16 protein-coding genes are annotated in these 22,391 nt (G+C 71.4%); 6 read left to right on the top strand and 10 right to left on the bottom strand.

What is annotated here, in order from left to right; translation table 11 throughout:
- Positions 1-10 precede the first annotated feature (10 nt).
- Positions 11-1,468 (top strand): zinc-dependent metalloprotease, encoded by a 1,458-nt coding sequence (locus QWJ39_RS00320; RefSeq protein WP_290255717.1) that lies wholly within the window; start codon positions 11-13, stop codon positions 1,466-1,468.
- A gap of 89 nt (positions 1,469-1,557) precedes the next feature.
- Here QWJ39_RS00320 and QWJ39_RS00325 read toward each other — a convergent pair whose 3' ends face one another.
- The 3 genes from QWJ39_RS00325 to nudC form a co-directional block, all read right to left on the bottom strand.
- Entirely contained in the window at positions 1,558-2,163 is a 606-nt protein-coding gene (locus tag QWJ39_RS00325) for a M48 family metallopeptidase (protein WP_290255718.1), read from the bottom strand.
- Entirely contained in the window at positions 2,163-4,265 is a 2,103-nt protein-coding gene (locus QWJ39_RS00330; RefSeq protein ID WP_290256460.1) for an ATP-dependent DNA helicase UvrD2, read from the bottom strand. The genes QWJ39_RS00325 and QWJ39_RS00330 overlap by 1 nt, the downstream gene beginning before the upstream one ends.
- A 105-nt stretch (positions 4,266-4,370) precedes the next feature.
- On the bottom strand, positions 4,371-5,453 hold the full coding sequence (gene nudC / locus QWJ39_RS00335) for an NAD(+) diphosphatase (protein ID WP_290255719.1): 1,083 nt from the start codon (positions 5,451-5,453) through the stop codon (positions 4,371-4,373).
- A gap of 166 nt (positions 5,454-5,619) precedes the next feature.
- Between nudC and QWJ39_RS00340 the strand changes: the two genes are divergently transcribed.
- A complete protein-coding gene (locus QWJ39_RS00340) occupies positions 5,620-7,002 on the top strand; it encodes a phosphotransferase (RefSeq protein WP_290255720.1) in 1,383 nt (460 codons plus the stop codon).
- 6 nt (positions 7,003-7,008) lie between these two features.
- Here the strand turns inward: QWJ39_RS00340 and QWJ39_RS00345 are convergent, their stop codons facing one another.
- The 3 genes from QWJ39_RS00345 to QWJ39_RS00355 all read right to left on the bottom strand — a co-directional run bounded on the left by QWJ39_RS00345 (position 7,009) and on the right by QWJ39_RS00355 (position 14,269).
- On the bottom strand, positions 7,009-10,488 hold the full coding sequence (locus QWJ39_RS00345; protein WP_290255721.1) for an ATP-dependent DNA helicase: 3,480 nt from the start codon (positions 10,486-10,488) through the stop codon (positions 7,009-7,011).
- Entirely contained in the window at positions 10,485-13,784 is a 3,300-nt protein-coding gene (locus QWJ39_RS00350) for an ATP-dependent DNA helicase (protein ID WP_290256461.1), read from the bottom strand. The genes QWJ39_RS00345 and QWJ39_RS00350 overlap by 4 nt, the downstream gene beginning before the upstream one ends.
- A 68-nt stretch (positions 13,785-13,852) precedes the next feature.
- On the bottom strand, positions 13,853-14,269 hold the full coding sequence (locus QWJ39_RS00355; protein WP_290256462.1) for an MGMT family protein: 417 nt from the start codon (positions 14,267-14,269) through the stop codon (positions 13,853-13,855).
- An 85-nt stretch (positions 14,270-14,354) separates the two neighbouring features.
- Here QWJ39_RS00355 and QWJ39_RS00360 point away from each other — a divergent pair, with 85 nt between their 5' ends.
- From QWJ39_RS00360 to QWJ39_RS00375, 4 genes are all read left to right on the top strand, one after another.
- Positions 14,355-15,065: a 3'-5' exonuclease gene (locus tag QWJ39_RS00360; protein ID WP_290255722.1), complete on the top strand. Its 711-nt coding sequence runs from the start codon at positions 14,355-14,357 to the stop codon at positions 15,063-15,065.
- Positions 15,066-15,446: 381 nt separating this feature from the next.
- On the top strand, positions 15,447-16,397 hold the full coding sequence (locus QWJ39_RS00365; protein WP_290256463.1) for an ABC transporter substrate-binding protein: 951 nt from the start codon (positions 15,447-15,449) through the stop codon (positions 16,395-16,397).
- Between the two features lie 32 nt (positions 16,398-16,429).
- Positions 16,430-17,194: an amino acid ABC transporter permease gene (locus tag QWJ39_RS00370; RefSeq protein WP_290255723.1), complete on the top strand. Its 765-nt coding sequence runs from the start codon at positions 16,430-16,432 to the stop codon at positions 17,192-17,194.
- On the top strand, positions 17,191-17,928 hold the full coding sequence (locus QWJ39_RS00375; protein ID WP_290255724.1) for an amino acid ABC transporter ATP-binding protein: 738 nt from the start codon (positions 17,191-17,193) through the stop codon (positions 17,926-17,928). Before QWJ39_RS00370 ends, QWJ39_RS00375 begins: the two co-directional genes overlap by 4 nt.
- 66 nt (positions 17,929-17,994) lie before the next feature.
- Here the strand turns inward: QWJ39_RS00375 and hemL are convergent, their stop codons facing one another.
- Genes hemL through QWJ39_RS00395 form a run of 4 tightly spaced genes read right to left on the bottom strand, consistent with a single transcriptional unit; the run spans position 17,995 to position 22,390 of the window.
- Positions 17,995-19,326, bottom strand: a complete 1,332-nt coding sequence (gene hemL, locus QWJ39_RS00380; RefSeq protein WP_290255725.1) for a glutamate-1-semialdehyde 2,1-aminomutase — start codon at positions 19,324-19,326, stop codon at positions 17,995-17,997.
- Between the two features lie 13 nt (positions 19,327-19,339).
- Positions 19,340-20,473, bottom strand: coding sequence for an LLM class flavin-dependent oxidoreductase (locus QWJ39_RS00385; RefSeq protein WP_290255726.1), 1,134 nt, complete (start codon positions 20,471-20,473; stop codon positions 19,340-19,342).
- Positions 20,470-21,453 (bottom strand): porphobilinogen synthase, encoded by a 984-nt coding sequence (hemB, locus tag QWJ39_RS00390; RefSeq protein ID WP_290255727.1) that lies wholly within the window; start codon positions 21,451-21,453, stop codon positions 20,470-20,472. The genes QWJ39_RS00385 and hemB overlap by 4 nt, the downstream gene beginning before the upstream one ends.
- Positions 21,454-21,463: 10 nt before the next feature.
- A complete protein-coding gene (locus QWJ39_RS00395) occupies positions 21,464-22,390 on the bottom strand; it encodes a uroporphyrinogen-III synthase (protein ID WP_290255728.1) in 927 nt (308 codons plus the stop codon).
- Position 22,391: the final 1 nt, after the last annotated feature.

The following is a 22,391-nucleotide window of genomic DNA, read 5'->3' on the forward strand; positions in this document are numbered from 1 at the left end:
CGGCGGGATCATGACCTCTAACCCACACCAACCGTCCAACGGGGACGACGAGCCCAAGGATCCGCTGGCGGAAATGCTGCAGAACCTGATGGGCGGCAAGGGCATGGGGAACATCGATCCGGCCGAACTGGCCAAGGCCGCGGGCCTGCCCGATGACCCCAACCTGCTGGCGCAGATGTTCTCGCAGGTCCAGGCCATGATGAGTGCCTCCTCCGACGGGCCCGTCAACTGGCAGCTGGCGCACGAGAACGCCCGCCGGGTCGCGGCCAGCGGGTCCGACCCCTCCGTCACCGCGGCCCAGACCCGCGAGGTGGACGAGGCGCTCCGGCTGGCCGAGCTGTGGCTGGACCAGGTCACCGAGCTTCCCTCCACGGGGCTGATCGGCCGTGCCTGGTCCCGGGCCGAGTGGGTCGAGGAAACCCTGGGCACCTGGAAGCGGCTGACCGAGCCGGTGGCCAACAGCATCGCCAACGCACTCTCCACCGCGATGACCGAACAGATGCCCGAGGAAATGAAGTCCATGATGGGCGGCGCCTCCTCGATGCTGCAGAACATGGGCGGCGCGATCTTCGGCATGCAGCTGGGCCAGGCGATCGGTGCACTCTCCGCAGAGGTGGTCAGCTCCACCGACATCGGCGTCCCGCTGGCCGACCTGGAGATGGCGCTTCTCCCCGCCAACGTGGCCAAGTTCGGTGAGGGCCTCAGCCTTCCCGAGAACGACATCCGGCTCTTCCTGGCCGTCCGCGAGGCCGCCCACGCCCGACTCTTCGTCCAAGTTCCTTGGCTGCGGGGCCACCTGCTGGGCGCCATCGAGGCCTACGCCCGGGGCATCCACATCGACACCTCCAAGATCGAGGACCTCGCCCGGGAGCTGGACCCCAGCAACCCCGAAGGCATCCAGGAGGCACTCTCCCAGGGTGTCTTCATGCCGCAGCGCACCCCCGCCCAGGACCAGGCACTGGAGAAGCTCGAGACCGCGCTCGCCCTGGTGGAGGGGTGGGTGGACGAGCTGACCGCCGCCGCCACCGAGAAGCTGCTGCCTTCTGCGGCGGCCCTGCGCGAGACGGTCCGCCGCCGCCGTGCCACCGGCGGACCGGCCGAACACGCCTTCTCGTCCCTGGTGGGCTTGGAGTTGCGGCCGCGCCGGCTGCGCGAGGCAGCGACGCTGTGGGCCCAGTTGAAGGAGGAACGCGGCGTGGAGGGCCGGGACGCCATCTGGCAGCACCCGGACCTGCTGCCCACCGCCGAGGACCTCGATGACCCGAAGGGCTTCAGCGAACGCCGCAAGCTGGCGGAGGCTTCGGACACCGAGGTCGACGACGCGCTGCAGAAGCTGCTCAGCGGCGGCTTCGACGAGGCGCCCGAGCCCGGCACCGGCGACGGCGGGAGCGAAGGTGGGAGCGGCAAGGGCGACGGCGACGCCAAGGGCGACGCCGGCGCCACCGACGGGGACTCCCCGCAGGCCTAGTCCGCCAAGGCTTAGTCCGCCGGACGGCGTCCGGGCCTGACCGGCCCGGGCTCCCCCGCGGCCGTGCCGCTTGGCCCCCGCGTCCGGGCTTAGTCGGCCGGGGCTTCCTCGACGTCGTCCTCGTCGGCGGGGAGGCCGCGGGCGGTGGCGAAGGAGACGCCCTCGAGGAAGGCCTTGGCCCGCTCCGTCTCGGGGTAAGCCGCCAGCAGCCGCCAGAATGCGGCGTTGTGGGCCGCGACCAGCAGGTGCGCGAGTTCGTGCAGCAGCACATAGTCGATGACCCATTGCGGCATCTGCTGCAGCTTGTGCGAGAGCCGGATGGTGCCCTCCGACGGCGTCGCCGAGCCCCAGCGGGAGTTCTGGTTGGTCACCCAGCGGACCGACACCGGCTCGGCCCGGCCGCCCAGGTAGGTGGCGGAGAGCTCCGCCGCCCGGGATGCCAGGGCCGCGTCGCTGCCCGGCCGGCGCCGGCCGTTCCCCTTCTGCCCCCGGCTTCCCTGGGCGCGGAGCTTGGCCAGCATCCTTTCCACCCATTCGCGTTCCTGGGCGCCGCTGAAGTGCGCGGGGATGGCCACGACGGCGGTGCCGTTTTCCCAGAAGGCCGCCACCGTGCGTCGGCGCCTGGCCGAGCGCCGCACCTCTACCGGCGCGCCGTCCGCCGTCGTCGTTGGCGTTCCCGCAGCCCTGCCCGGCATCAGGCGGTGGTGCTTTCCGCGAGGATGGCCAGGACCGCCTCGCCGTACTTCTCCAGCTTGGACGCGCCGACGCCGGGCAGCGTCGCGAGCTCCTGGAGGGTCGCCGGGCGGGCCTCGGCGATGGCCGTCAGGGTGGCGTCGGTGAAGACCACGAATGCCGGGACGTCCGATTCCAGCGCGGTGGCCTTACGCCACTGGCGCAGCGCGTCAAAAGTCTGTTCCTCGTAGCTGGGCGGGCACTGGTTGCACCGGCCCACCTTGCGTTCGGCGCCGCTGCTGAGCATGCTGCCGCACACCCGGCACGACGCCGGCGCGGCGGCCTTGCGGCGCGGGGCCGGGCCCTTGCCGCGGGCGCTGGAGGAGGCGACGGAATCCGGCCGCAGCCCGTCCAGGAAGCGGGAGGGCTTGCGGTTCGCCCGGCCGCCCGGGGTCCTCGCGGTGGACCAGGACAGGTACAGGTGTTCCTTGGCCCGGGTGATGCCGACGTAGAGGAGCCGGCGTTCCTCGTCGACGGCTTCGGGGGTGTCGGCGAAGGAGATGGGCATCAGGCCCTCGCTCAGGCCCACCAGGAACACCGCCTCCCATTCCAGGCCCTTGGCCGCGTGCAGCGAGGCGAGGGTGACGCCCTGGACCGTCGGGGCGTGCTGGGCGAGGGAGCGTTCCTGGAGTTCGTTGACGAACTCGGCGAGGCCGAACTGCGGCCCCCGGGCCGCGACGAGCTCGTCCGCCAGGGCCACCAGGGCGGCCAGGGATTCCCAGCGTTCCCGCAGGGCGCCGCCGTTGTGCGGAGCCTCCTCGGTGTAGCCGAGCGAGGACACGATGTCCCGGACCAGCTGGCCCAGCGGTTCCGGGCCGTCCGCGCCGTCGATGGCCCGGGTGGCGGCCCGCAACTGCAGGATGGCGTCCCGGACCTCCTTCCGGGCGAAGAACCGTTCCCCGCCGCGGAGCTGGTAGCCGATCCCGGCCGAGGCGAGGGCCTGCTCGTACGCCTCCGACTGTCCGTTGGTGCGGAAGAGCACGGCGATCTGGCTGGCCGGCGTGCCCGCCTCCAGCAGTGCCTTGATGTTCTGGGCGGCCGTGGCGGCCTCCGCCTCGTCGTCGGAGCATTCGGTGAAGTGCGGCACGGGACCGGCGGGGCGCTGCGCGACGAGCTGCAGCGGCGTCGCCCAGGCCGCGTCCGCGACGGGGCCGCCGCTGCGCCGGCCGGCGAGCAGGTCGTTGGCGAGCCGGACCACCTGCGGGGTGGACCGGTAGTCGCGGACCAGTTTCACCACGGTGGCGTCCGGGTACTGGGCCTTGAAGCCCAGGAGGTGCTTGGGGGACGCACCGGTGAACGAGTAGATGGTCTGGCTCGCGTCGCCCACGACGCAGAGGTCGTCGCGGCCGCCCAGCCAGAGTTCAAGGAGCCGCTGCTGCAGCGGCGAGACGTCCTGGTATTCGTCCACCACGAAGTGCCGGTACTGTTCCCGGACGGTGGCGGCGACCTTCGGGTCCTCCTGCAGGATGCCGACGGTGATCAGCAGGACGTCCTCGAAGTCAATGACGTTGCGGTCCGTCTTGACGTCCTCGTAGGACTGGAAGACGCGGGCGACGGCGGTCAGGTCGAAGCCGCCGGGGGTGCCGCGGCCCTGGGCCTTCTCCAGGTAGTTGGCCGGGGTGAGCATGGAGACCTTGGCCCATTCGATCTCGGAGGCGAGGTCGCGGATGGAGGCCCGGTCTGTGCTGAGCCGTAGCCGGCGGGCGGCCTCGGCGATCATCTGGGCCTTGTGGTCCAGCAGGTTCGGCAGGGCACCGCCGATCGCCTGGGGCCAGAAGAATTGCAGCTGGCGGAGGGCGGCGGCGTGGAAGGTGCGGGCCTGGACGTTGCCCACGCCGAGGTCACGGAGCCGGCTGCGCATTTCCGCCGCGGCCCGGGCGGTGAACGTGACGGCCAGCAGCCGCTGCGGGCTGTAGACGCCGGAGTGCACGCCGTAGGCGATGCGGTGTGTGATGGCGCGGGTCTTGCCGGTGCCGGCGCCGGCGAGGACGCACATGGGCCCGGTCAGGTTGCTGGCCACCTCGCGCTGTTCGGCGTCGAGTCCGCCGAGGATGCGTTCCTCCAGGGAACGCTCATCCGCGGCGGGAAGCCCTTCGGCGGGCGGGGTGCCGGGAAATGATCCGGCGGAGAAAAGATCTGTGTTCACGTCTGCTGCTCAAATATCGGAGGGTCAGGGGGTGCCGGGGGCGTCCTGGATGACGCCGCCGTACCAGTGTTCAATCAGGGCCCGGGCAATGGAGAGCCGGCTGGAGATGGTGATCTCTCCGCTGGAGACCGCGGCCTGCAGTTCCTCCCGGCTGAACCAGCGGGCGCGGGTGACCTCGACGCCGTCGGGCCGGGCCTCCGTGTCCCCGGTGGTGGCGGTGAAGCCGAGCATCAGCGATGCAGGGAACGGCCAGGACTGCGATCCCAGGTACTGGGAGGCGGTCACCCGAACGCCGACCTCCTCGCCGATCTCGCGGACGACGGCTTGTTCGAGTGATTCGCCCGGTTCGACGAAGCCTGCCAGCGTGGAGTAGTTCTTCGCATCCAGCGGTCCGCCGCCGCCGAGCAGGAGCCGTCCGTCCGGGCCGACCACCGTGACGATGATCGCGGGATCGGTGCGGGGATAGTGCTCGGAGTTGTCCGCCGGGCACCGCCGCACCCAGCCGCCGGCCTCGATGGTGGTGGCGGTCCCGCAGCGCGGGCAGTGGGTGTGGGTGGCGTGCCAGTTGGCGATGGCGCTGGCTTCGATGAACAGGGCGGTGTCCGGGGCGTCGAGGCGTCCCGCCACCTCGCGGAATCCGGCCCATTGCGCCCCGGCGGGGATCCCGTCGACATGCTGCTCGAACGGCTCCGCGCGGACCTCGAACTGCTCCGGCAGGATGAACAGCACGAACTCGGTGCCGGGCCGGGACGCCGGAGCGGGGTTCCCGCTGTCCGCGTCGAGGGAAGCCCCGAGGTAGACGACGCGGAGGGGTTCGAAATCGGTGCCCTTGAGTCGGCCCGCGAGCGCCTTGGCGTCGAGGAACACCAAACCGTCCCCGCCCACCAGCGCCTGGCGGCGGGAGAGCACCATGGCCTGCACGCCGTCGGCGTCCAGGAGTTCGTCGAGCATCCCGGGCCGCACGCGTGCGGCGGAGCGCCGGTCTATGAGGGCTGGCCGGACCGGAAGGACGGTCTCCCTGAGGTGGTTGGCCGGCTGTCCGGTCCCGCCCTGCCGGGACGCGGCGGGCGTCGTGGTGGTGGACGCGGACGGCTCCGGAAGACTCATATCTCCACCGTACCCACCCCCGCTGACAATTGACATTTGCCAGGAAGGCCGACGGCGGCCCCGCGAGGCCCGTGTCTGCCGGGTCCGGGGGGCGTTTTCGGGCCTAACTTTCAGACTCGCCGCCCTGCCTCGCCGTGTTGGGCGCCGGTCAATCTACCGTGGGAACGTGAGAAGAAACCCAATCGAACTGGCAGCGGTAGCGACGGCAGCGGTCCCCGGACTGACCCCTACGGCCGTGTGCTCCGCGCCCGACGATGCGGCTGACTTCGACTCCGCCCTGCTGCTGGATTCCGAGGGGAAGCGCTGGCGCGTCCGGTCGCCGCGGCATGCGGAGGCCAGCGCACGGCTGGAGACCGAGTTCCTGGTGCTGCGGGCCTTCACCCCCGGGATCCGTGCCGAACTGCCGTTCCTGATGCCCACCGTGGCCGGGACCGTGCGGCAGGGCGAGTTGAGCACGTTTGTGTACGCCCACCTCGCGGGACGCACCCGTTCCGTTGAGGAGCTGGGTGCCGGGACGCCCGCGCTGGCCCGGGAGGTGGGTGCCGCCCTCGCCGCGATCCACGATCTTCCGCATTCGCTGGTGAGCAACGCCGACCTGCCCACCTACACCCCAAACGAGTTCCGCCAGCGCCGCCTCAATGAGCTGGACCAGGCCGCCACGACCGGGAAGATCCCGCCGCTGCTCCTGCGCCGCTGGGAACACGCGCTGGAGGACGTCACCCTGTGGCGCTTCAATCCCAGCGTCGTGCACGGCGACCTGCACGAGGACAACATCATGGTCGACGGCGAGCGGGTCACCGCCGTGACCGGCTGGACCGACCTGCGGATCGGCGACCCTGCCGACGACATGGCCTGGCTGGTCGCTTCCAATGACCAGGACTTTGTGGACAGCGTCCTGGCCGCGTACTCCTCCGCCCGCCGGGACACTCCCGATGCGCACCTGTTGCGCCGGGCGGCCCTGTCCGCGGAGTTCGCGCTGGCCCAGTACCTGGTCCGTGGCTTGGCTGCCGGGGACACCGCGATGGTCGCGGAGGGCGAGTCGATGCTTGCACTGCTGGCCGACGACGTCGCGGCCCACGGAGGCCAGCCGATCAGCGTCGAACCGCTGCCCGCTCCGGCGCCCGCACAGTCACCGGCGGTCACGGTGCAGCCGATCGAGACCGAGGCGGAGACACCCGGGATGGCCGCGCCGGAGGCCGCCGCGGGGCAGCCCGCCCCGCTCGCCGCGGCTCCCGCCGTGCACGTCACCCCGATCCCCGACACCCCCGAGGACGACGAGCAGTCTTCGGGTGGCGAGGACGGTGCCTCCCGGGACGCGGTCTCCCGGGACGCGAAGGGCGGGGACAACGGCGATGACGCCGGCCGCGGAGCCACCCAGGCTGACGACGCCGACGTCGCACCTTCCGGCCCCGCCGCGGAGGACCGTTCCGCCGCGGACCGCAGCGAAAAGGGCTCCGACAGCCCTGCCGTTGCCAGCACTCCTGCACCGGCCAGCGGCGAGGACACGTCCACGACAGCGCTGACCGTCGTGCCGCTGCACCGCCACTAGCCCGTCCTACCTGCCGGGGACGCCCACCGGCCGGCCGAGTGCACCGGCGACGATCCGTTCGAGGTCCGCCGCGCTGCCCAGGTCGTGCGGGCGCACCACGGCGTCGTCGGCCACGTAGTAGAACGCCGCCCGGACGTCCTCGAGGGGCACGCCCTTCAGCCGTGACCAGGCGAGCCGGTACACGGCCAGCTGGACCGCCTTCGTCGTGAGCTGCCGCGCCGAAGGCCGGCGGCCGGTCTTCCAGTCCACCAGGTCCCAGCCTCCGTCGGCGTCGCGGAAGACGGCGTCGATGCGGCCGCGCACCACCACGTCGCCGATCCTGGTCTCCACCGGAACCTCCACGTGCGCCGGAGCCCGGTCCGCCCATTCGGAGCGCCGGAAGGTATCGACCATGGCCTCCAGGCCGTAGGCCTCGTCGATGTGCCCGTCCGAGCCGGGGGCCTCCCCCAAATCCAGCGTTCCCGCCGTGCCGAAGTACTCCTCCACCCAGGAGTGGAATGCCGTGCCCTTGCGGGCGGACATCCCGGGCTCGCGCGGCACGGGCCGCCGGAGCCGGGCCACCACGGCGCCGGGGTCTTCGTCCAGGTCCACCAGGGTGGAGGCGGAAATGTGCCCGGGCAGGTGCACCTCGTGGACGGTGGTGCGCCGGTTGCGGCGGTCCAGCAGGGTGGCGGCCTCCTGGGCCCAGCCGCCGGCGGGTCCGCGCAACGGCTGCCCCGGCGGCGCCGGCGCCGGCAGGTGCCCATCCCCGGGCCGCTGCAGGTGGTCCAAGACCAGGGCGGCCGCGGAGTCCATGGCCGCGCGGCGACCCGGCCGCAGGCGCAGCCGTGCCCCGGTGCGGGGGTTGACCGGTCCCTCCAGCGGGTCGTAGGGCCACCCGGCCAGCTCGAGCTCCGAGGTCAGCGGGCTTTCCTCCGGCAGGGCGTCCTCGGAGACCGAGAGCGGGTGGACCGCGGCACTCCCCCGGCCCACCAGGGCCTCCAGTTCGGCCAGGAAAGGGGACATGTCGGCGATGCCGGCCCGGGAGCCCACCCACGCGGCGCTGGAGACCCAGAGCACGTGCTTGGCCCGGGTGTAGGCGACGTAGGCCAGGCGCCGCTCTTCTGCCTCGCCGTGGGCCTGGACGTCGGCCTTGAAGTCCTTTTCGGCGTCCAGCCAGCCCTTCTGGTCCGGGTGCTCGAGGTCCCACTGCGGCAGGTCCGCGCGGTCGCCGCGCAGGGGCCACGGCAGGGCCGCGGAGCCGCTGCTCCAGCGGGAGTCGCGGCTGCTCGGGAACGCGCCGGCGTTCAGGCCGGGGACGAACACCACGTCCCACTCCAGCCCCTTGGAGGCGTGCACCGTGAGCAGTTGGACGGCCTCGTGGTTGGCCTCGGGCGCGGCGGCGTCGAGGCCGTTCTCCTCGGCTGCGGCCGCCTCGAGCCAGGCCAGGAAGGCCAGGACGTCCACGCGCTGGGAGGTGTGCAGGAACCCGGCGGCCGCGTCCTGGAAGGCGTCCAGGTTGCGGCGGGCCTGGTGGATGCTGATCCCGGGCCGGGCGGCCACCTCGATGTCGAGCAGCATGGACCGTTCCACCTCGCCCAGCAGGGTGGTCAGGTCGTCGCCCATGAAGCTGCGCAGCTGCCGGAGTTCGGCCGAGAGCCGCTGCAGCCGGCCGAGGGCCTCGGTCCCCAGCTGCCGTCCGTGGGCCGAGGTCCAGCCGGGCCGGGGCAGCCAGTCCAGCGCCTCGACCAGGCTGGCACCGTCGGTCAGGTCCGTTTCGATGACGGCCGTGTCGGCGTCGTCGAGGTCCTCGTCGGCGCCGGCCCCGGGCGCCCCGCGCCGCCGGGCCAGGAAGCTGGACCAGTCGCGGAAGGCCATCAGGTCCGCGGGTCCGATCCGCCAGCGGGCCCCGGCGAGCAGGCGCATCAGCGAGTCCGACCGGCCCGGATCCGCCAGGACGCGGAGGGTGGCGACGAGGTCGACGATTTCCGGGGTGTCCAGCAGACCGCCGAGGCCGACGATCTCGTACGGGATGCCGCGGAGCTCGAATTCCTTGCGGATGCACTCCATCTGGGCGCGGCGCCGGCAGAGCACGGCCATCGCGGGCGGTTCAAAGTCCCCTGTGCCGGCGCTGCCGCTGAAGTCGGTCCGGCGGTAGGTCAGGACGTCGCCGGCGATGGCGGCCGCTTCCTCCTCGTCGGTGCCGAACCGGCCCATCACCACGCGGCCCTCCACCGCGGCGGGGCTGGGTTGCAGCGGCGGAACCTCGACGGCGGGGGCGGTGTCCCGGGCGCCGGCGGGACCGGCTTCCCCGGCGGCGCGGCTGAGGGGTGCCGAGATGACGTTGGCGGCGTCGAGGATGGTGCGGCCGTTGCGCCAGGCCGTGGTCAGGTACGACGTCGGCGCCACGGCGAAGCGGCGGTCCGTGCCCCCGTCGCCGGCGTCGCCGCCGGCACCGGAGCCGGCCTCATCGACCAGTACCGGGAACTCCCGCACGAAGTGGAAGAGCTGCCCCGCGGAGGCGCCGCGGAAGCCGTAGATGGACTGGTTGGGGTCCCCCACCGCGGTGACGGCGTGGCCGCCGCCGAAGAGCCTGGAGAACAGCACCAGCTGGGCGTGGGAGGTGTCCTGGAATTCGTCCAGCAGCACCACCTTGTAGCGCTGGCGTTCGGTTTGCGCGGCCAGCGGGATCTCGCTGGCAACCCGGGCGGCCAGGGCCACGAGGTCGCCGAAGTCGAGGGCGCCGCGGGCCCGCTTGGCCTCCGCATACCGGCCCACCATGTCCGCCACGCTGGCGCGGGTCCGGAACAGGGCGCTGAGGTCGGCCGCCGCCTGGGTGGGGTTCTTCCTGGCGGTGGCCAGGTACGGCAGGGACTCGAACTCCTGGACCCGGTCCAGGAGCCAGGCGCGGACCCCGGCCGGCTCCTGCAGGTGTTCGGCGCACTCCCCCGCGAGCTGGATGACGGCCTTGACCAGGGTGGACTTGGCGGCGCGGAAGTGCTCGTAGTCGCCGTCGTAGGCTTCGACCACCTCGCTGGCGAGCTGAAAGGACTGCGCAGCGCCCAGCAGCACGACGTCGCGTTCGACGCCGAGCCGGAGGCCGTAGTCGGAGACGATCCCGCTGGCGTAGGAGTGGTAGGTGGAGACTTTCGGCTCCAGCGCCTCGGTGCTGAGCAGCCCGGCGGGGAACACCGAGTGGTCCCGGTCCTCGGCGGCGATCTGGGCCAGGGCGGTGAGCTTCGCCCGGATCCGGGTGGCCAGCTCGCCGGCAGCCTTGCGGGTGAAGGTCACGCCGAGGACTTCTTCCGGGCTGACCCAGCCGTTGGCGACCAGCCAGACCACCCGGTCCGCCATGGTGGCGGTCTTCCCGGAACCGGCGCCGGCGATGACCAGCCGGGGTGCCAGCGGCGAGGAGATGATCAGGGACTGCTCCGCCGTGGGGCGGTTCTTTTCCCCGAGCATGGCCGAGAGCTCCTCGGGACTGAACCGTGGATCCGGGAGGCTCATTCGGTGACCTGCTTTCCTCGGGCGCAGAGCGGGCAGACCTCGGGCAGGCGGCACCCGTGGCCGCCGTGGCCGCCCTTGGCCGGGTCGTGACGGGCCTCGAACGTGCTGCCGGACATGACCCGGGCGGAGTCGTTCACCATGTCCAGGGCCCAGTTGGCGTCCGGGTCCAGCGGCGGCTGGTGCTGCACGCCAGGGCTCTTGGTGGTGGTCCCCAGCTGGGCGAGGACGGCGCCGCCGGGCCGGGGCGGCGGCCCGTCGTCGGGGCCGGCGAAACCGCCGGCGAGGACGGCCGCCTGATAGGCGCCGAGCTGCGGGTGGCGTTCCAGCTCGGCCTTGCCGGGCTGGCGTTTGCCGGTCTTCAGGTCCACGATCACCAGGCGGCCATCGCCGTCAATCTCCAGCCGGTCCACCTGGCCGCGGAGCACCGCCGCGCGCGCGGGCCAGCCGTCGCCGTCGTCTGCCGCTCCGGCGGGGACGACGTCGGCCAACTTGACCTCGAAATCCTGCTCGACCCCGAGCAGGCTGCGGCCCTCACTGCGCATCACCAGGACGTACTGGGCGAGCTTGCGCACCATGCCCTCGGCCCGCTGGAAGTCCAGCTTGCCCTCCCAGTTGTCCTTCATGCCCAGGGTGGGCCAGCGCTTGACCAGCTCGGCCACGTATTCGCCGCCGGAGGCCTCGGGAAGGTCCTGGGCGATGGCGTGGACGAGGGTGCCGAGGCTGCGGGCGAAATCGGTGGCGGCCTCCCCGCCGGCGGCCTGGACGAACCAGTCCAGCGGCGACTTCTGCACCGTCTCGACCTTGGAGGGCGAGACGAAGACCGTGCCGCCGGGCGGCACCACCGGCTCCGCCGAGGACAACGGAGCCAGGCCCCACCACTGGTCCGGATGGGCGCCGGGCACGGGCGGTTCGGCGGCGGCGAGCGCGCCGAGGACTGCTGCGGCCTCCTCGCCCTCGGCGCTCCCGGCCTGGGCGTGCTGGCGCAGTTCCGCGACCAGGGCCCGCAGCGTCAGCGGCCGTTCCACCGGCGTGTAGCCCCGCCGGTCCTGGCCCGGGGACAGCGGCGCTGCGTAGTCAAGGAAGGAGGAGGGCTGTTCGTCCTCGGAGGAGACGGCGGTGCAGATCAGCACCTCGCGGGCGCGGGAGACGGCGGTGGAAAACATGCGCAGTTCGTCGTAGCGGATGTCCCGGAGCCGGCTGAGCGGATCGAGGCGGAGGGCGTAGTCCACCCCGTGCTCCACCGCATCAGCGAACAGGGTGCTGCCCAGCAGCTCGCCGCGCAGCCGGGTATTGGGCCAGACGCCTTCCTGCAGTCCGGACACGATGACGACGGGCCATTCCCGCCCGGCGGCGCTGGCCGGGGTCATCAGCTCCACCGCGTCCTCCAGCTGGGCGCGGGCGGCCAGCGTGTCCATCGGCAGTTCCTGGCTGAGCAGGTACTCGAGGAACTGTTCCGGCCCGGACCCGGGCAACTGGTCCACGTAGCGTTCGGCGGTGTGGAAGAGGGCCATCATGGCGTCCAGGTCCCGGTCCGCCCTTGCGCCGGCGGCACCGCCGGCGAGGGCGGCCTCGGTCCAGCGCTTCGCCAGGCCGGTGGCGTTCCACAGCGCCCACAGCACGGTCTCGGCGTTGGCGCCGGGCGCGGCGGCGGCCTCGCGTCCGGCGTGGACCATCCGGGCGATCCGCCGCGCCGAGCGTCCCTCCAGGCCGGTCGCGGCAAGCGCGCCGGGTTCCAGCAGCGCCTCGACCAGCAGGGCATCGCTGGCGCGCCCGCCGCCGCCGAGCAGTTCGTCCTGCCGCAGCGTCTGGCGCAGCCGCCGCAGCTCGATGGAGCTGGCCCCGCCGATGCGGGAGGTCAGCAGCGACACGGCGGCTTCGGCGGTGAGGGCCTCCGGGTCCAGGGCGACGGCGTAGGCGTCCAGCAGCGGCCGCACCGCAACCTCGTCCCGGACGGCGGCCTCGGCCACGGGAATCCGCACGGGAATGCCCTGCCCGGCCAGGTGCCGTTGCAGCTGGCTAAGCTGGCCGCCGTTGCGGACGATGACGGCGATGTCGCCCAGGGCGCGGCCCTCGTTCAGCTGAGCCTCGAGGATCCGCTGGGAGACATAACGCAGTTCGTGGACCGGTGAGGGCAGCAGGTGCCCCTCTACGGTGCCGGACACTGGCAGGTTTGGCGCGGCTGGGTTTGGGGCGGCGGGTTCCGGTGCCGCCGGTGCCGGGTAGTCCAGCCGCCGCGCGGTGGCGCCGCCGGAGCGGAGCGAGATCCGTTCGGCGACGGCCTGCCAGGCCTGCCCGACGGCGGGGGCCTGACGGTGCGCCGTCCAGAGCGGCCGTTCCAGCACGGCGCCGCCGGGGGCGAGCAGCCGGGGCAGCTCCGCCACCAGGTCAGGCCGCGCACCGCGGAAGCCCTGCACGACGGTGTCCGGGCAGTAGGTCACCAGGGCGTCCTTGCCGGAGGCGATGTCGGCCAGCAGCTCGAAGACTGCCGGGTTCGCCTCCTGGATGTCGTCCACGAGGATCAATTGCAGCCGGTCCCGTTCGGCGGACAGGAAGTCCGGCGCGTCCTGGAAGATCTGGCGGGCGGCGGTGATGATGCCGGCGGGGTCAAAGGATTCCGGCATCCGCAGGTCCAGCACGTCGCGGTACTCGGCGTAGAGCGCCGCGGCGGCCTCCCAGTCTGGCCTGCCGCAACGGCGGCCCAGGGCGGCGAGGTCCTCGGCGGTGCGCCCGGATTCGATGATCCGGTCGAAGAGCTGCCGCACCTCCTGCCGGAAGCCGCGGGTGGGCAGGGCGGCGCCGAGGTCCTCCGGCCAGGGCAGCTCGAAGCCCGGACGCGAGTGGCCCTCGAGGAGCTCCTTAATGATCAGGTCCTGTTCGGGGCCGGAGAGCAGCTTCGGCGCCCGCGGCAGGGGCAGCACCCCCTCGGCTTTGGCCCGCCGGATCAGGTCGAAGGCGTAGGACGCCCAGGTGCGTGCCGGCGTCGTACTCAGGCTGCGGTCCAGCCGCGCGGTGAAGCGGTCCCGTAGCGCGTCGGCGGCGAGCCGCCCCGGGGCCAGGATGAGCATCCGTTCGGGGTCCAGGCCGTCCCGCCGGGCACGGTGCACCGCGGCCTCGACCAGGACCGTGGACTTCCCCGTGCCGGGCGCGCCGGGCACCAGGACCGGCCCGCTCCCGCGCGCGGGTTCGACGGCGGCGCGCTGGTCCGCGGAAAGCTCCGGGGCCTGCGCGTGCCGGGTCCGAGGCGGCAGCAGCGTCAGCCCGGGCACGGGGGTGCCGGGGACAGCTGTTTCTTGCACGGCCTGGTTGGGCACGGTGGTGCGTGAATCGGTAAGGCTGATGCCGGCGGGGCGGTGGCTGGGGCTACTCACACAAACATTTCATCATCGGGCACCGACACTTTCCGGCTGGCGGGCTCCAGCCGCTCCGCTACGGCGTCGATCACGGCAAATTCCTCGTCGGTCGGCGCCCAGCGGGCAGCCGCAAGGTCCACCCGCCACCGGCCCTCGCCGCTGCGCTGGAAGTCCAGGAAATCACCGCGCAGGGGTGTCCCCTCGGCCAGGTAGTGGGCGAGCGCGTCACGCTCGTGGCCGGGTGGCGCCTCGCCACTGGCCCGGATGATGCGCCACCAAGGGATCGAGCTGCCGTGGTGGCTGAGCACCGCGCCGACCTGCCGGGGGCCGCCGGAACCCAGCAACTCCGACACGTCGCCATAGGCGAGGGCGGTCCCGGCAGGCACCATCGCACCGAGCTCCAGCACCGCCTCCACGTACTCCATCCGCATGCCATCAAGGGTACCGTCGCCGCCTCCGCGCCCCGGCCGCAGGTCGCTGCCCAGGACTGTCCGTGGCAGCAGGTAGCGTAATTGCATGAGCACTTGGCACACCCTCCCCCGCGCAGCATTCGACCTCGAAACCACCGGCCGGAATTCCCGCGCGGCGCGGATCGTGACGGCGTCGGTGACCCTGGTGGACGGGGACGGCGCCGTCATTAGGGAGCACGAGTGGCTCGCCGATCCCGGCGTCGAGATCCCCACCGAGGCCAGCGACATCCACGGCGTCACCACGGAGCGGGCCCGCAGCGAGGGCCGCCCGGCCGCTGAGGTGGTCCGGGAACTCGCCGGGGTGCTGCAGGAACTGTTCGACGCCGGGGTTCCCGTCATCGCCTTCAACGCCAGCTACGACTTCACGGTCCTCGCGGCGGAATCCGCGCGCTACGGGGTGCCCCAGCTGCACCGTTACCCGGTCCTGGACCCGTACATCATGAACAAGCAGGTGGACCGCTACCGCAAGGGCAAGCGCACGCTGACGGCCCTCTGCGAGGAATACGGCGTGGACCTGGACAACGCCCACACCTCTGCCGCCGACGCGCTCGCCACCCTGCGGGTCCTGGACGCGATGGCCGGAAAGTTCCCTAAGCTTCGGATGCCGGCGGCCCACCTGCACCAGCTGCAGGTGGAATGGGCCACCGCCCAGGCAGCGGACTTCCAGAGCTACCTTCGGAAAACCAAGCCGGCCGCGGTGATCGAGGGTGACTGGCCCGTCCTGCCGCCCGAGGACGCAAGCCGCGGCAGTTTCTAGCCGCAACCCCGTCGCCCGGGCTGCGGCGTCATAAATCGACACGTCCGCCCCGGATATCGGCCGGAACCCTGCTTTTCGGCGTCCCATCGGCAGAATGAGACGGACCACACACAGCTTCCACACAGCCGGGACGCCCCGCCACGCCGGACGGGATTCTGTGCATTGGACGGTGGCCGCCGCTCTCAAGCCGCACAGGCCACATGACACTCGCGTTATTCGCTCACCCCCACTCCAGGACGCCCGGAAATTCGATTTGATCCGGCCCAATGCCCCGGTGACACAATTATCTTTTGCGGTGCCGCCCTGGTGCGGCATGCCCTCCGGCGGCCGGACCTGCTGTCCCGCCGCCGCCCCAGGACTTCAGACGAAAGTGATTGCGTGATGAAAAGCAAAGCCTTGAAGTGGCTCACCGCCCTTCCGGTGGCCGTGGCCCTGTCGGTCTCCCTCGCCGCGTGCGGCGGCGGGTCCGCCCAGAGCTCGGGCTCCCCGACTGACGCCCTCCAGGGCAGCGACCAGACCTCCCTGGACAAGTACACCACCAAGGATGTCCCGGCCCTGGACAAGATCGACAAGTCCAAGCTCGGCCTGATCAGCGAGGGCACCCTGCGCGTGGGCACCCTCTCCGACGCCCCGCCGAACATCTTCATCGATCCGTCCGGCAAATTCACCGGCTACGACAACGAGCTGCTGCGGGCCATGGCCGACAAGCTGGGGCTCAAGATCGAGTTCGCCTCCACAAAGTTCCAGGCGCTTCTCAGCCAGGTGAAGAACAAGCAGTTCGACGTCGGCTCGTCCTCGATTTCCACCACGGACGCGCGCCGCGAAACGGTTGCGTTCACTAACGGTTATGACTTCGGCTACATGGCTCTTGTGACTAAAGAGGACGCCAAGGTCCAGAAATTCGCCGACCTGAAGGGCAGTCTTCGCATCGGCGTCGTCAGCGGCAGTGTGCAGGAGGACTACGTCAAGAACACCCTCAAGCTTGAGCCTGTTTCCTTCCCCGACTACAACACCGTGTTCGCCAGCCTCAAGAGTGGGCAGGTTGACGCCTGGGTGGCTCCGTCCCAGCAGGCCACCGGCCAGGTCAAGCCCGGCGACGGTACCAAGATTGCCGAGAAGAAGCTCAACACGCAGAACTTCACCGCCTACGCCGTAGCCAAGGACAACCCTGCCCTGCTCGACGCGCTTAACTCTGCCCTCGACGCCGTGGTTGCCGACGGAACCTGGTCCAAGCTGACCGCCCAGTGGTACACGGACCGTCCGACGTCCGCCGAGCAGACCCCCGAGGGGTGGAAGCCGGGCAGCAAGGCCGTCAAGGTCCCCGCGAAATAGTCACCGGCTACCAGGAGAGATAGCGACGCCATATGGATTACCTGACACGACTCGGAGAGACCTTCTTTGACTGGGGGAAGATCGCTGAGGTCTTGCCAAGCATGTTCACCGTTGGCCTGCCCAACACCTTGGTCCTTGCGATCACCTCTGGCCTGATCGGTGCGTTCCTCGGTCTGATTCTGGCTCTCATGGGAATATCCCGTAATCCCGTGGCACGGTGGGCGGCCCGGGTGTACACGGACGTTTTTCGTGGACTCCCGGCCGTCCTCACCATCCTGGTCATCGGACTTGGATTCGGACCGATTTTCCGCGAGATATCGGGTAGCAACAGCCCCTACCCCATGGGCGTTGCGGCGCTGTCGCTCATGGCCGCCGCGTACACGGGCGAAATCTTCCGCTCCGGCATTCAGAGCGTAGACAAGGGTCAGCTTGAGGCGTCACGGGCCTTGGGGTTCGGTTATGGCCCGTCCATGCGCCTGGTGTTGGTGCCGCAAGGTATCCGCCGGGTGCTTCCTGCCCTGATGAACCAGTTCATCGCTCTGATCAAAGATTCCTCGTTGGTATTCACCCTGGGCTTGCTGGCAACGGAACGCGAATTGTTCCAGATCGGCCAGGACGCCGCCGCACGCAGCGGGAATCTGTCCCCGTACGTGGCAGCGGCTATTTTCTACCTCGCCATGACCATTCCACTCACTCACCTGGTGAACTTTATTGATTCCCGGCTGCGCTCCGGCCGGCCGGAAAAGAAGCAACCGGACGAGGCTGCCGCCGTCGTCGGAAAGGGAGCCCAGGCATGAGCGAATTCGCGTCCGGATCACTGACGGCTAAGAACATCCACCTGTCCTTTGGGTCGAACCACGTCCTGCGCGGCATCGACCTGCACGTCGAGAAGGGCACCACGGCCTCCGTGATCGGCCCTTCCGGCTCCGGCAAGTCGACGCTGTTGCGGGTGATGAACCGGCTGATCGAACCGGACCAGGGCGACATTCTGCTCGACGGCCGGTCCGTGCTCAAGGACAACCCGGATGAGCTGCGCCGCCGCATCGGCATGGTCTTCCAGCAGTTCAACCTCTTCCCGCACAAGACCGTGGAGGAGAACGTCTCCCTGGCCCTGCGCAAGCTCCGCGGCATGTCCAAGGAGCAGGCCCGCGAGGAGGCCCTGGCACAGCTGGACCTGGTGGGCCTGAAACACAAGGCCGATTCCCGGCCCGCGAACCTCTCCGGCGGCCAGCAGCAGCGCGTGGCGATCGCCCGGGCGCTGGCCATGAAGCCCGAGGTGATGTTCTTCGACGAGGCCACCTCGGCGCTGGACCCGGAGCTGGTCAAGGGCGTCCTGGCACTCATGGCCGACCTGGCCAAGGGCGGCATGACGATGGTGGTGGTGACCCACGAGATGGGCTTCTCCCGCAATGTCTCGGACACCGTGACGTTCATGGACGCCGGCAAGGTGGTGGAGTCCGGCGCCCCGGAGCAGCTCTTCACCGACCCGCGGACCGAACGGCTCCGCGGCTTCCTGGCGGACGTCCTCTAGGCAGCACCTCCTTAAACGACTGAAGGCACCCGCCGCGGCGGGTGCCTTCAGTCGTTTAAGCGCCGGTCAGGCGGTGGCGGCCGCGGCGGCCTTCGCGGCGGCCGGAAGCGCGTCGAAGATCCGGTTCATGGCGGCGTCGTCGTGCGCGGCGGAGAGGAACCAGGCCTCGAAGACGGACGGCGGCAGGTACACCCCGGAGTCCAGCATGGAGTGGAAGAACGGCGCGTACCGGAAGACCTCCTGGCCCTGGGCGTCGTCATAGTTGTGGACGCCGCGGGCGGAGGTCCCGAAGGCCACGGAGAACAGGTTCCCCGCCCGCTGGATGGAGTGGTCGACGCCGGCGGCGTCCAGCGCCTCCGACAGGGCGCCGGAGAGTTCCAGGGAGCGGGCGTCGACGAAGTCGTAGACCTCCGCGGTTGCGTGCGTGAGGGTCGCGACGCCGGCGGCCATGGCCACCGGGTTACCGGAGAGCGTGCCGGCCTGGTAGACCGGGCCCACGGGGGCGAGGTAGTCCATCACGTCGGCGCGGCCGCCCAGCGCCGCCGTCGGCATGCCGCCGCCGATCACCTTGCCGAAGGTCAGCAGGTCCGGGGCCCACGGTTCGGCCGCGTCGGCCGCCCCGCCGGTGAGGCCCCAGTAGCCGGCGTAGCCGGTGCGGAAGCCGGTGAGGACCTCGTCCAGGATCAGCAGCGCACCGTGCTCCCGGGTGATCCGGGACAGGCCCGCGTTGAACCCCTCACCCGGGGTCACCACGCCCATGTTCGCGGGTGCGGCCTCGGTGATGACGGCGGCGATGTTGGGCCCGTGCGCGGCGAAGGCGGCCTCGACGGCGGCGAGGTCGTTGTAGGGCAGCACGAGGGTTTCCGCGGCCGTGGCGGCGGTGACGCCGGCGGAGCCCGGCAGGGCGAGGGTGGCCAGGCCGGAGCCGGCGGCGGCGAGCAGGCCGTCGAGGTGGCCGTGGTAGCAGCCGGCGAACTTGATGACCAGGTTGCGGCCGGTGTAGCCGCGGGCCAGCCGGATGGCGGTCATGGTGGCCTCCGTGCCGGTGGAGACCATCCGGACCCGTTCCGCGGCCGGGACGCGTTCGCGGACCAGCGCGGCGAGGTTCGCCTCGTCCGGGGTGGAGGCCCCGAAGGAGAGGCCCCGGTCGACGGCCTCGTGGACGGCGGTGAGCACGGCCGGGTGGGCGTGGCCCAGCAGCGCCGGACCCCAGGAGCAGACCAGGTCGACGTACTGGTCGCCGTCGGCGTCGGTCACGTATGCGCCCTGGGCGGAGACCATGAACCGGGGCGTGCCGCCCACCGAGCCGAAGGCCCGGACCGGGGAGTTCACGCCGCCGGGCATCAGCCCGCGGGCTCGGTCGAACAGTTCCTCATTGCGGTGGTGGCTGGAAGTCATGAATCCTATTCTTTCAGTTCCGGGAGCCGGGGGTCCGGCTGCCAGTCTCGGTCTCCCCGGCCAGCAGGGCGGCGACGCGCGGAGCCACGTCGGTGCCGAACAGCTCGATGGAGCGCATCATGGCGGCGTGCGGCAGTGTGCCGTTGCTGTATTTGAGGTCGAAGCGGTCCGCGCCCAGGTTCCGCTTGAGCAGGGCGATCTTCGCGGCCACCGTCTCCGGTGAGCCGACATAGAGCGCCCCCTCGGGGCTGCAGAGCTGGTCGAACTCGGCCCGGCTGCCCGGACCCCAGCCGCGTTCGGAACCCAGCTGGTTCCGCTGCGCCAGCCAGTGCGGGAAGAACTCCTCCCGCGCCTCCTCGTCGGTGGCGGCGATGTGCCCGGGCGAGTGCGTGGCGACCTGCTGCAGGGAGTGGCCGTACTTTTCCATCGCCTCCCGGTACAGCCCCGCCAGCGGCCCGAAGGCCCGGGGCGCCCCGCCGATGATGGCGAAGATGATCGGGTAGCCGTATTCCGCGCAGCGAAGGACCGACTCGGGGGTACCGCCGACGCCGATCCAGGCCGGCAGCAGGTGGTGCTCCAGCGGCGGGTAGACGCTCAGCCCGTTGATGGGCGCCCGGGTGCGGCCCTCCCACTTGATGGGTTTCTGCGCCCGGACCTTGTCGAAGAGTTCGAGCTTTTCCTCGAACAGGACCTCGTAGTCGGCCAGGTCCAGGCCGAAGAGCGGGAAGGACTCAATGAAGGAGCCGCGGCCCAGCATGACCTCGGCGCGGCCGTTGGCGATCGCGTCCACGGTGGCGAAGCGCTGGAACACCCGAATGGGGTCATCGGAGCTGAGCACGGTGACGGCGGAGCCGAGCCGGATCCGCTTGGTGCGGGCGGCTGCGGCGGCGAGGAAGACCTCGGGCGCCGAGACGGCGAAGTCGCGGCGGTGGTGCTCCCCCACGCCGAAGGCGTGCAGCCCCACCTCGTCGGCGAGTTCCGCCTGTTCCAGCAGCTGGCGCAACACCTGGGCGTGCGGCACCGGTTGGCTGTCCGGGAACACACCGACGTCGCCGAAGGTGTTCAGGCCCAGCAGGATGGTCTCCGGGCCTACCGGCGCGGTGGGGTTCGCGGCGGACGCGGGGTCCGGCTGCACGGCGTGGTTCACCGGGTCTCCTTCAGCCAGCCGGCGAGCTCGGTGGCCCAGTAGGTCAGGACCATGTTGGCGCCGGCGCGCTTGATGCCGAGCACGGACTCGGTGATGGCGGCGCGGCGGTCGATCCAGCCGTTCGCGGCGGCGGCCTCGATCATCGAGTACTCGCCGGAGATCTGGTAGGCGGCCACCGGCACGGGGCTCATGGCGGCGACGTCGGCGAGGATGTCGAGGTAGCTCATGGCGGGCTTGACCATCACCATGTCGGCGCCCTCCTCGACGTCCAGTTCCACCTCCAGGATGGCCTCGCGCCGGTTGGCGGCGTCCATCTGGTAGGTGCGGCGGTCGCCGGTGAGCTGGGAGTCCACGGCCTCGCGGAACGGGCCGTAGAACGCGGAGGCGTACTTGGCGGCGTAGGCCACGACCGCGGTGTTGGCGTGGCCGGCCTGTTCCAGTGCCTGGCGGATGACGGCGATCTGGCCGTCCATCATGCCGGAGGGTCCGAGCACGTGGGCGCCGGCCTCGGCCTGGGCCACCGCCATCTGTCCGTAGATCTCCAGGGTGGCGTCGTTGTCGACGTAGCCGTTGCCGTCCAGGACACCGCAGTGGCCGTGGTCGGTGAATTCGTCGAGGCAGACGTCGCTCATCACCACCAGCTCGTCGCCCACCTCGGCCCGGACGTCGCGGATGGCCTTGTTCAGCACGCCCTCGGGGTCCAGGGAGGCGGTGCCCCGGGCGTCCCGCTCGGCGGGGATACCGAAGAGCATGATGCCGCCCACGCCCAGCTCCACGGCTTCGGCGGCGGCGCGCTTGAGCGAATCGGTGGTGTGCTGCTGCACCCCGGGCATCGACGCGATCGGGTTGGGCTCGGTGAGGCCCTCGCGGATGAAGGCGGGAAGGATCAGTTCGGCCGCGTTGAGCCGGTGTTCTGCCGTCAGGCGGCGCATCGCGGGGGTGGTGCGGAGCCGGCGGGGGCGGTGGGTCGGGAAGCTCATGGCTGGTCCTTCACTGTGGTGGGCGGTCGGGGGAAGTGTGCGGGTGGTTCGGAATCAGGGCGTGGACTACGGCGGCCACCAGCCCGGAGGCGGTGGGTTCCTCGGCGACGGCGGCGACCTCCAGGCCGAGCGCCGCGGCCTGGGCCGCCGTCGAGCGGCCGATCGCCACGAGCCGGCACTCCCCCAGCGGGGTGAGTCCGGAGTGGATCCGCCGGGCGGCGCTCGGGGAGGCGGCGACGACGGCGTGCAGGGTGCCGGCGTCCACCGCGTCCCGGGCCTGGGCCGGGGTCAGGACGGGGGCACCATGGCCGGGTTCCCGGGCGGGGGGTCCATCTGTGGCGGCGGTGGTGGCGATGCGCCGGCGCGGGTCGGCCGGGTAGTCCACCGTGCGGTAGGCGGTGACCGCCTGGACGGCGGCGCCCCGGGCGGCGAGGCCGCGGCGCAGGGCCGGGTCGGCGATGTCGGCCTGGGGCAGGAAGACGCTGCCGGCCCGGTCGGGCCAGATGTCCAGCAGCCCGGCTCCTGACTGTTGCCCTGCCGGGGACAGGTCGACGGGGATGTCCAATGCTTCGAGGACGCGGCGGGTTGCCGGGCCGATCGCGGCGATCTGCAGGCTGCCGGGAAGCCAGGCGTTGAGCGCGGAGCCACGCTCGGCGGCCAGTTCCTGGAGGACCTGGACGGTGGTGACGCTGCTGACCACCAGCCAGGTGTAGGCGCCGGCGCCGAGGGCGTCGAAGGCCACGCCCAAGGAGTGCTGGTCGGCGGCCTGTTCGAAGTCGATCAGCGGCAGCAGCAGCGGTTCGGCGCCGGTGGCGCGCAGCGCGGAGACCAGCGCCCCGGCCCGGTCCGGGCTGCGGGTCACCAGCACGCGGGCGCCATCCAGCAGCCGCGGCACGGCGGTGCCGTCCGCCCCGGAAGTGGCGCTGCGGCGTCCCATC

It is taken from the genome of Arthrobacter sp. YD4 (assembly GCF_030410515.1).
Classification (GTDB): domain Bacteria; phylum Actinomycetota; class Actinomycetes; order Actinomycetales; family Micrococcaceae; genus Arthrobacter.

Bases quoted from the DNA above. Each gene is read 5' to 3' on its own strand.
- QWJ39_RS00320 (WP_290255717.1), top strand. From the start codon at position 11: ATGACCTCTAACCCACACCAACCGTCCAACGGGGACGACGAGCCCAAG.
- QWJ39_RS00325 (WP_290255718.1), bottom strand. From the start codon at position 2,163: ATGCCGGGCAGGGCTGCGGGAACGCCAACGACGACGGCGGACGGCGCG.
- nudC (WP_290255719.1), bottom strand. From the start codon at position 5,453: ATGAGTCTTCCGGAGCCGTCCGCGTCCACCACCACGACGCCCGCCGCG.
- QWJ39_RS00345 (WP_290255721.1), bottom strand. From the start codon at position 10,488: ATGAGCCTCCCGGATCCACGGTTCAGTCCCGAGGAGCTCTCGGCCATG.
- QWJ39_RS00355 (WP_290256462.1), bottom strand. From the start codon at position 14,269: ATGCGGATGGAGTACGTGGAGGCGGTGCTGGAGCTCGGTGCGATGGTG.
- QWJ39_RS00360 (WP_290255722.1), top strand. From the start codon at position 14,355: ATGAGCACTTGGCACACCCTCCCCCGCGCAGCATTCGACCTCGAAACC.
- QWJ39_RS00365 (WP_290256463.1), top strand. From the start codon at position 15,447: ATGAAAAGCAAAGCCTTGAAGTGGCTCACCGCCCTTCCGGTGGCCGTG.
- QWJ39_RS00370 (WP_290255723.1), top strand. From the start codon at position 16,430: ATGGATTACCTGACACGACTCGGAGAGACCTTCTTTGACTGGGGGAAG.
- QWJ39_RS00375 (WP_290255724.1), top strand. From the start codon at position 17,191: ATGAGCGAATTCGCGTCCGGATCACTGACGGCTAAGAACATCCACCTG.
- hemL (WP_290255725.1), bottom strand. From the start codon at position 19,326: ATGACTTCCAGCCACCACCGCAATGAGGAACTGTTCGACCGAGCCCGC.
- hemB (WP_290255727.1), bottom strand. From the start codon at position 21,453: ATGAGCTTCCCGACCCACCGCCCCCGCCGGCTCCGCACCACCCCCGCG.
- QWJ39_RS00395 (WP_290255728.1), bottom strand. From the start codon at position 22,390: ATGGGACGCCGCAGCGCCACTTCCGGGGCGGACGGCACCGCCGTGCCG.